The organism is Bacteroides sp. NSJ-48, from assembly GCF_014287405.1.
GTDB lineage: Bacteria > Bacteroidota > Bacteroidia > Bacteroidales > Bacteroidaceae > Bacteroides > Bacteroides stercoris.
The window spans coordinates 26,504-34,232 of record NZ_JACOOD010000044.1 but is presented as its reverse complement, the minus strand read 5'-3'; the positions used below and the strand labels follow the sequence as shown (position 1 = coordinate 34,232).

The 7,729-nt window shown below is 43.1% G+C and carries 3 protein-coding genes and 2 tRNA genes; all 5 read right to left on the bottom strand.

Going from position 1 to position 7,729, the window contains the following annotated elements; translation table 11 throughout:
- Positions 1-206: 206 nt before the first annotated feature.
- The 5 genes from H8S52_RS16350 to H8S52_RS16330 all read right to left on the bottom strand — a co-directional run bounded on the left by H8S52_RS16350 (position 207) and on the right by H8S52_RS16330 (position 7,610).
- Positions 207-280, bottom strand: a tRNA-Arg gene (locus tag H8S52_RS16350).
- Positions 281-298: 18 nt separating this feature from the next.
- Positions 299-372 (bottom strand) — tRNA-Arg (locus H8S52_RS16345).
- Between the two features lie 76 nt (positions 373-448).
- Positions 449-2,746, bottom strand: coding sequence for a patatin-like phospholipase family protein (locus tag H8S52_RS16340; protein ID WP_186910223.1), 2,298 nt, complete (start codon positions 2,744-2,746; stop codon positions 449-451).
- Positions 2,747-2,923: 177 nt separating this feature from the next.
- The gene (gene htpG / locus H8S52_RS16335) at positions 2,924-4,972 is read right to left on the bottom strand and encodes a molecular chaperone HtpG (protein WP_022104292.1); all 2,049 of its coding nucleotides are present in this window, start codon (positions 4,970-4,972) and stop codon (positions 2,924-2,926) included.
- 109 nt (positions 4,973-5,081) lie between these two features.
- Positions 5,082-7,610, bottom strand: coding sequence for an ATP-dependent Clp protease ATP-binding subunit (locus H8S52_RS16330; RefSeq protein WP_186910222.1), 2,529 nt, complete (start codon positions 7,608-7,610; stop codon positions 5,082-5,084).
- Positions 7,611-7,729: the final 119 nt, after the last annotated feature.

Genomic DNA, 7,729 nt, shown 5'->3' with positions numbered 1-7,729 from the left:
AAGTTGTCTATAAGCACATCCGGAAGGATGGCACGAAGGAGTTGTGCGGGTTTCATAAAACAAAGGTAAGCAAAGATAGCTAATTTTAAAACTTACCAACCAGATATTTCCGCTGAGCCGGAATTCTCCCAAGTTTTCAAACTGACCCGAAGTTTCTGTGCAAAAAAAACAAAAATCCTCTACAAATACTTTGTAGAGGACCTCTGTGATCGCGACAGGATTCAAACCTGTAACCGGCTGATCCGTAGTCAGCTACTCTATTCAGTTGAGCTACGCGACCTTTATTATTAACAATTTGTGACCGCGACAGGATTCAAACCTGTAACCGGCTGATCCGTAGTCAGCTACTCTATTCAGTTGAGCTACGCGGCCTTGTTTGTTTTACGGGTGCAAAGATACGTACTTTTTTTGAATTAGCAAGAGATACACAAACTTTTTTTGAAAAAAATTACTCGATGAACCGATAATTAAACAGCTGCCAGCCGAGTGTCAACCCCACATTCCACTCCTTTTTCGGTGAGCTATAATGATTTACATATGCAGATATTGCTCCAAAGGGCAATTGGCATATTACAGAAATTTCTCCTATATATTCAAATCGCGAAAACGCTTTTCCATAATAAGCTTTGTTCAATGCATTCTTTTTAATAGGAAATATCGGTACGAAACCATAAAATTCAGAACGGAATTGGAACATATCATTGAAAACAAAAATAGGCTTGATACCCGCTGCCAAGAATTGGTTGGCCCGGAATGCTTCATTATACATTAACTTACTATGAGGAGTAGGAGAAAAATCTGCCGCCTGCAACATGGTTGCCGTATAATTCTCCGAAAAGTTCTTCGATGAATACAGCATCTCTGCCATCCATCCCAAAGTAAATTTGGGACTCATAGTATGATAGGCATATTTCATATAAGAAATTTGCAGCCAAGATTGCCTTTCTTTAGTCGTAACACTCGTTTCCGTCGGATTTCCCGGTATAAATTTCTCCTTTCCGCTAAAGACCTGTGCCACCAGTTTTTCAAAATACCCTTTAGTGGCATACTGTCGTGCATTCAGCGTACTCCCATAAAATCCGATAGCCCCTCCCAAAAGGTTGTAGGTACTCCTATCCGAACGGTCCTTGTCAAAATTAATCACACTGGACTGAAAGTAATTGTCTTGAAGTTTCCCATATCCGATGCTTATTTCCGCCCGTTTATTGGCCAAAAAAGGCAAGGCTACCATCAGCTTGACAAAACGTTCATCTTTAGAGTTAAAAGAGGGCTTATCATTCTTAGAAAAGAGTTTGTCCTTTTTATAATAATCGAACGTACTTAAAGAAGCAATAAGGCGGTAAGAGGTTGGAATACGGGTAGGAAGGTCTATCTTGGCCATAAGCTGCGCATTATTATATACCTTGCCAATCTGGCCGTCAAGGGTTATTTCTTTGGAATAATAATTCAAGTCCTGATAACCCAATCCCAAATAAATCTGATTAGAGCTGGTTGTCGAGACACTTCCACCCATCCTTACAGAAAAATTATCTTCCATTTTCACTTTCAGATGCAGCGAATACAAGTCGTTTTCAGAGTCATATACAGCATGAGGTATAATCTCCGATATCATATTATCAGACAGCAAACGAAAATATCCACGTTTCAAATCTTCATATGTAAACACCTCATGGTCTTCGTCATGAAATTCTTTTTTGATATACGCCTGCTGTTGTGGATTGGCGCCCTCTATATAGATGTCCCTAAAGCGGAATTGAGGCAAATTACTGCGGTAGACCAACCGCCTTAAACGAACATTTTCCGCACTTACCCTCCGATGAATACGACCTTTTATAGAATCCATTAAACTGATAGTCCGGTTATAGCCGATATCGTGCAACTCCTGCAAACGGTCAAAGTCCAAAAGGCTGACATCATCATACTTGAATGTCATAATAATGCCTAAAGAATCCGGAAGAGTATAATCCGTCTTCTGCATAATCATATTTTCAAGCTGGCTCATCAAATCATTCTCTTTCGGCTTACCGGGGTTGGCGGCTACCACGCTACCTATGATGACTTCCGGTTTAAAGTCCTCACGCATAATATCTGTGGGGAAATTATTATAAATTCCACCGTCATAAGCTAAAACGCTATCAATCTCTATCGGTTTGAAAACAAACGGAAAACTCATGGAAGCGCGTACCGCATCTCCCAAATCTCCTCTACGCATAATCAACGGTCTCTTGTTATATACATCGGAGGCAATACACCGGAAAGGTACAAACAAGCGGTTAAAATCGCCGCTGCATGCAGCCGTAGCCCGTGCAAATAGCTCCACAAAGACCAGATTCATCTGAATGGGATTTACCATGCTTGTAGGAAGTATCTGAGGCTTGATATGCAGCGAGTCCTTAAAGGAGAAACGGATATTAAAAAACTCCGGAGTCGGCCGGTTCTGTTTGAAATAATATCCGTATTCGGGTTCTACTTGTCCTGAATACCAGCGTTTGAAGTCTTCGGAACGCAATAAAGCCTCCATATCATCGGGAGAGTACCCCATAGCATAGAGTGAACCTATGATAGCTCCCATAGAAGTACCTGTAATATAGTCGATAGGAATGTTGTTTTCCTCCAAAGCGCGAATGATACCGATATGGGTCATGCCTTTCGCACCTCCGCCACTCAAAACAAGTCCTACTTTCTGAGCTTGCACAAACGGCAGAAGCAATAAACAGGCTGACAAAAACAAAAAAAATCTTTTCATGAATACGGTTTCGAGTGAAATATACTAATTTATTCAATGCTCAAATATAGACAATTGTTTCCAAAAACCTCGTATCCAACGAAAAAAAACAGACCTATTACGAAAAAACAGACAAAAAAAGGGCATTACAACTCATATTAGCTGCAATGCCCTGTTATAATAGAAATCTAAAGGGGCTTATTTAATCAAATCGATGCTTCTCTTTACAAAATTATTCAAAGCTTCACCTTTCAACATACCATTTTGAAGCAATGCCAAATCAATAAGTTGACGGACAACCTTATTCTGAGCGGCATAGTCGGCAAACAATCCATTTTTCCGGTTTTTCAAATCTTCCCACTTCTTATCCAAATCATTTACCTCATCCTTTTCGGCTGTAGGGATGTCCTCATCTTTCTTGCCCTCCTGCTTCTTTTTCAATTCATTACGACGAGTATTTACATCGTCCATTTCTTTTTGAATCGGAGCAACGGCAGCCGCACATTCCTTGTCTTCATCAGCCAGAATCTCTTTTACCAGCTTATGGTCGGCATTCAATACCAGGTTGAACATGTCCGGCATTTCGCCATAGAAACTCATTCCTGCCTGGATATTAGCCATTTCTTTCATACGACGCATGTACTCGCTTTGAGTAATCATGACTGGTGAAGCATTTTCACCCAAGGCTTGAGCCATTACATTGAACTCTGTCTTTTCTATCTGCGGCAACTGGCTCTTGAAGATAACAGAGAGAACCTCCTGTTTATCGGCTTCCAAGACATCTTTCGCCTTGTCTTCCTTCACTATCAGATTGTCAACGACATCACTGTCTACACGGGTGAAACGCACTTTCTCGAACTTTTGCTCCAGCATGCTTACCATGGCAACATCAAGCTGGCCGCCCATCAACAGCACATTATATCCCTTATTCTTGGCAGCCTCGATATAGCTGTATTGCTCATCTTTGTTGTTGGCATACAGATAAATCAGATTACCATCCTTATCCGTCTGGCTATCCTTTATCAAGGTCTTATACTCTTCGAAGGTATAATACTTGTCGTCCGTATCGGAAAGAAGGGCGAAATCCTTTGCTCTATCATAGAAATCCTCTTGTGTGAGCATTCCGTAGTTGATGAAGATTTTCAAATCGTTCCACTTCTCTTCAAATTGCTTACGGTCGTTCTTGAATATGGATTGCAAGCGGTCGGATACTTTCTTCGTAATATATGTAGAGATTTTCTTCACATTAGAGTCACTCTGCAAATAGGAACGGGACACGTTCAGCGGAATATCCGGTGAATCGAGTACACCGTGCAGCAATGTCAGAAAGTCCGGAACAATACCCTCTACAGAGTCCGTTACATAGACCTGATTGCAATAAAGCTGGATTTTGTTCTTGTTCAACTCTATATTGCTCTTTACCTTCGGGAAGTACAGAATACCAGTAAGATGGAACGGATAATCCACGTTCAGATGTATCCAGAACAAGGGTTCATCGGACATTGGATAGAGGTCGCGATAAAACTTCTTGTAATCCTCGTCTTTTAATTCGCTGGGCTTCAGCGTCCACAACGGATTAGCGTTGTTGATGATGTTATCTTCGGCTGTTTCAACCTGCTTGCCGTCTTTCCATTCTTTTTTCTTGCCGAATGCAACGGGAATGGGAAGGAAGCTGCAATACTTCTTCAAAAGAGAAGAGATGCGCGCTTCTTCAAGGAATTCCTTGCAATCGTCGTCTATATAAAGAACGATATCCGTGCCGCGTTCTGCCTTGTCCGTATCTTCGATGGTAAACTCCGGACTACCGTCGCAAGTCCATTTCACGGCTTTAGCACCATCCTGATAGGATTTGGTGATGATTTCGACCTTCTTGGCAACCATAAAAGCCGAGTAAAAGCCAAGTCCGAAATGACCGATAATGGCATTGGCATCATTCTTATATTTCTCCAGGAAGTCGTTGGCTCCCGAGAATGCAATCTGATTGATGTATTTATCTATTTCTTCTGCCGTCAGGCCGATACCACGATCGGATACGGTAATCGTATCCTTGCCTAAGGACACATGCACGGTCAAATCACCGAGTTCACCCTTAAACTCACCGATAGAAGCCAGTGTTTTAAGTTTCTGGGTAGCATCGACGGCATTAGAGACTAACTCACGAAGGAAGATTTCATGGTCACTGTACAAAAACTTTTTGATAACGGGGAAGATATTCTCTGTAGTTACCCCAATATTTCCTTTTTGCATACTAAGTTTATATTTTAGATTTGTATTTTTATTGTTTTGGCAAACTGAACACAAAAAAAATGCCAGTCCCGAAGAACTGACATTTTGACTGTTTTATTATAAAGTCTTGTTATGCCTTGGTTATACTCAACTCGTCTTTTTCCTTATCGACAGAGACATTAACCGTATCACCGGGCTGTAATCCGGCAGATACAATCAGTTCCGAAAGCCCGTCTTCCAGATAATTCTGAATGGCACGCTTCAACGGACGGGCGCCAAATTGCACATCGTAGCCTTTGGCAGCAAGGAATCTCTTGGCTTCATCATCTACAACCATCTTATAACCAATAGCTTCAATCCGTTCATACAAGCCTTTCAGCTCTATGTCCACAATCTTCGTAATGGCATCCAACGAAAGCTGGTCAAACGTTATGATTTCATCCAGACGGTTCAGGAACTCAGGAGCAAAGGTCTTGTTCAATGCTTTCTGAATCACACTGCGCGAGTACTCGTTATCATCCGTACGTGCCTGTGCCGCAAAACCTACGCCACGGCCGAACTCTTTCAACTGGCGGGTACCGATATTGGAGGTCATGATGATAACTGTATTCTTAAAGTCAATCGTTCTGCCATAATTGTCAGTAAGACGTCCCTCGTCCAACACCTGCAACAAGATATTGAACACATCCGGGTGAGCTTTTTCAATTTCGTCCAACAGCACTATGGAATAAGGCTTCCGGCGTACCTTCTCTGTCAACTGTCCGCCTTCCTCATAACCGACATACCCCGGAGCCGCTCCAATCATACGGGACACCGTATATTTCTCCATATATTCGCTCATATCAATGCGTATCAGCGCATCGCTGGAACCAAACATATATTTAGCCAACTGCTTGGCCAAATGCGTTTTACCCACGCCGGTAGGACCAAGGAACATAAACGTTCCGATAGGGCGGTTAGGATCTTTCAAGCCTACACGGCTGCGCAGGATGGCTTTGGTAAGTTTCTCTATCGCAGCATCCTGAGCCACAACTTTTGCCTGCAAATCTTCTTTCATACCTGCAAGCTTAAGACCTTCCGCCTGAGCCATACGTTGCACCGGAATGCCGGACATCATCGATATGACATTGGCTATTTCTTCCTCTCCAACGAGCTGACGGTCGTCTTTGAGACGTGCTTCCCATTCCTCTTTCATTTCATCCAGGCGAGCGGAAAGTTCTTTCTCTCTATCCCGATAACTGGCAGCCAGTTCAAAGTTCTGCGACTTTACGGCTTCAGCCTTCAAAACACGTGCGTCTTCTATCAGCTTTTCCTGCTCTTCAATCTCTTTGGGAACATTAATGTTCGTCAGATGCACACGCGAACCGGCTTCGTCCAAAGCATCAATGGCTTTATCCGGGAAGTTACGGTCGGTTATATAACGCTCTGCCAACTTGACACATGCCTCTAACGCTTCGTCCGTATAGCTCACATTATGGTGGTCTTCGTACTTCTCTTTTATGTTTCTCAGTATCTGGAGCGTTTCTTCCGGAGTAGTGGGTTCTACTATAACTTTCTGAAAACGACGCTCCAAAGCACCGTCTTTCTCGATATTCTTTCTGTATTCGTCAAGCGTGGTAGCACCGATACATTGTATTTCGCCGCGAGCCAAAGCCGGCTTCAACATATTGGCTGCATCCATAGAACCGGCAGCTGCACCGGCGCCTACAATAGTATGAATCTCATCTATGAACAAGATTACGTTCGGATTCTTCTGCAACTCGTTGATAATGGAGCGAATGCGCTCTTCAAACTGTCCGCGGTATTTGGTTCCGGCTACAACAGAAGCCATATCGAGCATTACCACCCGCTTGTCAAACAAGATACGGGATACTTTCTTTTGAACGATACGCAGTGCCAACCCCTCTACAATAGCCGACTTGCCGACACCCGGCTCACCAATCAGCACCGGATTGTTTTTCTTACGACGACTCAATATCTGCGCCAAGCGTTCTATCTCACGCTCACGCCCTACAACCGGATCGAGCTTGCCTTCTTCTGCCGCACGGGTCATGTCCGTACCGAAGTTATCCAGGACCGGAGTATCATTGGAAGACTTCTTCGATGCAGTCTGTGCAGAAGAAGCCGCGCCCTGTCCTGCATTGCGAGAGGGATGGGACATATTCATGTCTTCATCGTCTTCTTCCTCTTCTTCCGGAAATCCCATACCAGCATTCGGGTTGGTAGATTGCATTGTAAGCTGTTCAAATACAGCTTGATAATTCACCCGATTCTCTCCCAGGACGGTGGCAGCAAGGTTGTCGCCATCCTTCAGTATAGCCAACAGCACATGTTCGGCATCGGCTGTTGAACTCTTTAAAATGCGCGCTTCCAGAATGCACATCTTCAATATCTTAGCGGCCATTGGCGACAATGGCACATCCGCATCGGGTAATAGGGTGTCGTCTTCGGCATCTCTCAAGAAGCTTTCAATACGCTTTTTTACTTGCTTCAAGTCTATATCGAGTTTCATCAATATCTCGATAGCTTTTCCTCCGCCGTCACGTAGCATGCCGAGCAGAAGATGCTCCGGGCCGATATATCTATTTCTCAGTCGATTGGCTTCTTCCTTGCTATAAGTTATAATATCAGAAACTCTTTGTGAAAATTGATTGTTCATATAATTTTTATCTCCTTAATTAAAGGTTTTGACTGACAAAGATACGCATTTCTTTATATTGCATACCATAAACTGGATTAATAATATACAAATCCCGTGCCATAAATCACATCTTTCCG

Coding starts and splice junctions, on each gene's coding strand:
- htpG (WP_022104292.1), bottom strand. CDS start 4,972: ATGCAAAAAGGAAATATTGGGGTAACTACAGAGAATATCTTCCCCGTT.
- H8S52_RS16340 (WP_186910223.1), bottom strand. CDS start 2,746: ATGAAAAGATTTTTTTTGTTTTTGTCAGCCTGTTTATTGCTTCTGCCG.
- H8S52_RS16330 (WP_186910222.1), bottom strand. CDS start 7,610: ATGAACAATCAATTTTCACAAAGAGTTTCTGATATTATAACTTATAGC.